2 protein-coding genes are annotated in these 2,668 nt (G+C 51.4%); both read right to left on the bottom strand.

Going from position 1 to position 2,668, the window contains the following annotated elements; translation table 11 throughout:
• Positions 1–180 precede the first annotated feature (180 nt).
• Positions 181–1,380, bottom strand: coding sequence for a glycosyltransferase (locus FHS21_RS30300; RefSeq protein ID WP_183665854.1), 1,200 nt, complete (start codon positions 1,378–1,380; stop codon positions 181–183).
• Positions 1,381–1,391: 11 nt separating this feature from the next.
• The gene (locus FHS21_RS30295) at positions 1,392–2,474 is read right to left on the bottom strand and encodes an FkbM family methyltransferase (RefSeq protein WP_183665852.1); all 1,083 of its coding nucleotides are present in this window, start codon (positions 2,472–2,474) and stop codon (positions 1,392–1,394) included.
• Between the last annotated feature and the right edge of the window lie 194 nt (positions 2,475–2,668).

Genomic DNA, 2,668 nt, shown 5'->3' with positions numbered 1-2,668 from the left:
CTTCGTCTTCTTCATCGAATTCTCCTCAGCCCGTCACCGGGGGCATTATTGGAAAATTCCAGTTGAGAATGGACTAATTTGGCGGGAGCAGGTCATGTGGAGAACAGACTAACCTCAAATCGAGGACATTCCAGGGGAGCAGGTCAGGTGGTACGAGGTGCGGAAAGGCGCAATGAAAGACTAGGTGCCGATCTCGCTGAGCCATAAAGCGGCACTCTTGTCTCTGCGTTCCGCCAGTTTGGCGTCTATCGGCCTGTGAGCTAGCCATATATTCGTCGCCCACTCGCGGACCTGCATGGCTGTGTCCCTCCACATAGGGAGTTTTATGACGGCAGCTTCGTCCCACAATCTTGAAGCCTCGGTGTCATCCAGCATCGTCATGACGGCGGCGGCGATTTGCGAGGGTTGCTTCGGTTCGAACCTGATCTGACCGAGATTCGGCAATCGCCTGGTGCTCGGCATCGTCTCGCTGACGATAACTGGAATACCGATATGAAGGCTCTCGATTGGAGGAATGCCGTAACCCTCGAGGGTACTGGCCATGATTGTGGCACGGGCGGTTGAAAGGATCGCTATAAGGTCATCGTCGGTCGCATGTTCGTAATGCTTAAACTGCGGATATCTTGCCGATGCATCCTTGACGGCATCCGCCAGTGATCGATTTGCATGTTGCAAGACGCGACCGACAAAAACCAATTCCGCGTCCACGCCTTCATCCCACAATCGTTTAAAGGCGCGCAAAATATCGTTCTGGCGCTTGCGTGCCTCGATAGACCCAACGCAGACGAAGGTCTTGCGCGATGGCGAAAAGTGTTGACGCTCCATGTTAATTCCGTCCGCGCCGAGATGCAGAACAGGAAGGTCCCACGGCTTTTTACTGCCTGTGCACATCTCGTACGATTGTCTGGTCTCTGTGCTGATATGGGCCGTGTAGGCCATGGAAAAGATGAACCGGAAATAGGGTTCGTGCGGTGACATATCGACAATACCGAACTGGTCTTGATGCGTCCAAGGCAATAGGTCATATACGATGGCAAAAGTTCTTGCCGGTTGGTCAGCTACTCGAGCGGCGTAGAAATTGCAACGTGGAATGTCCCAGAACAGTTCAGGGATTAGGATATAGGCGTCGGAGCCTAGGACTGTCCCAGGGTTTGCCGCGATGATTTGAGCGGCTATAGCGGCCTTCTCGCGTGACGCTGTCTCGCTTGAGTTATCGAGGACTGCGGCCAAGGCATCAGGGGCCATTGTGCGCAGAGCGTTGCCATCAAAATAGCATGCGGGCAGGCCCCCGGGCCAATGTGTGAATATCTCTCTGACGGTGCGTTGAATGCCCGTACCGATAGGATTAGAGACAAACTCCGTGATGTCAGCATAAATCATGAAGGCGCTTCCTACCGGGTTCGTTGAAATACAATGTCTTCGATCCGAGTAATGTTACCCCAGTCCGAGATGAACGTGTCGATGTCAGTAATTAACTCGTCCGAAGCATCAGAGCGGCTCAAAACCGATCCAGAGTATCCCATCGAATAAAGCCAACGAAGGAAATCCCCACCGTCAATTCCGGAAACACGCTGGGACATTTCCATACTGAACTCTAGAGCTATGATTGGCAAATGTTTCCGGAGAAGCCTCTCTCCACCCTTGAGCGCCAAATATTCAGCTCCTTCGGTATCTGCTTTTATAAAATGCACGGGAATGTCTACCATGTCGTCCAGAACCATAGTTGGAACGACGGTGCAGTTTGGGCTCATTAGTGTTTCTTGGATGCTCGGAAGAAAGCCACCGTTGCTACCAATTGCTGGGGAGAAAAAGGCCGTACCATTCTCGTCAGACAAGGCAAGTGGAAATAATTTTACCCAGTTGAATGCGTTTATGGCGGCACTCATCAGCAGAAGTCGGCAGTTTTCCGTATTGGGTTCGAAAGAGAGAACTTTCCCAGCCGGTCCCACGATCGATGCGCTCAGCATACTATAGAAGCCAACATTGGCTCCGATATCTACAACTGTCATGCCCGGTAGTATCGAGCGCCGAAAGTACCTTACTAGATGCGGTTCGTAATCATTTCCTTCCAAGATATGACGTGAGACAGCATTGTCTGACTTATCAAGTACGAGAGAATAATCTCCCATATTGAAGGTTTCAATTTCTGATGCTCCGAACCTAACGGTGATCGGTGAAGCATGGGTTTGTTTGTCATAGGTCGTTACGATTGTCCTCAGGGCCGCTGATACATTGGAAAAATCGACGCCGCTAAGTCTAGCTAGGTCGCTCTCTGCAGGAGCCTTCGCAAAGGCCGCGGCAAACAGCGTTCTCATTTGAACGTCCTCAAGTCTCTTTTCGGTGTCACTGAGGCGCGACTCAAGAGAATCTATCTGCTCTACGTAACCGTTGCGCTCTGACGACGGAAGTCGCTGTAAACGTCTTCGCAAAGGATCCAAGATTGGGCGGCCGACCTGTTTCAATAACTTACGCATAGATAATCCTCCCGTTGTAATTCGCTATAGAGGAGCCGGAGTGTCATCGCAATGCGCTTGTAGAACCGAACTACCTGCAGACCAGGAGTCTAGGTTTGATTTGACCTGCTCCCCTGGAATGTCCTCGATTTGAGGTTAGTCTGTTCTCCACACCAGGAGACAGAAAATGAAGCGATCCCGTTTCAGCGACGAGC

The sequence above is a fragment of the Phyllobacterium trifolii genome (assembly GCF_014192095.1).
Classification (GTDB): Bacteria; Pseudomonadota; Alphaproteobacteria; order Rhizobiales; family Rhizobiaceae; genus Phyllobacterium; species Phyllobacterium trifolii.
This window is presented reverse-complemented; position numbering and strand designations above follow the sequence as displayed.

Coding starts and splice junctions, on each gene's coding strand:
- FHS21_RS30300 (WP_183665854.1), bottom strand. CDS start 1,380: ATGATTTATGCTGACATCACGGAGTTTGTCTCTAATCCTATCGGTACG.
- FHS21_RS30295 (WP_183665852.1), bottom strand. CDS start 2,474: ATGCGTAAGTTATTGAAACAGGTCGGCCGCCCAATCTTGGATCCTTTG.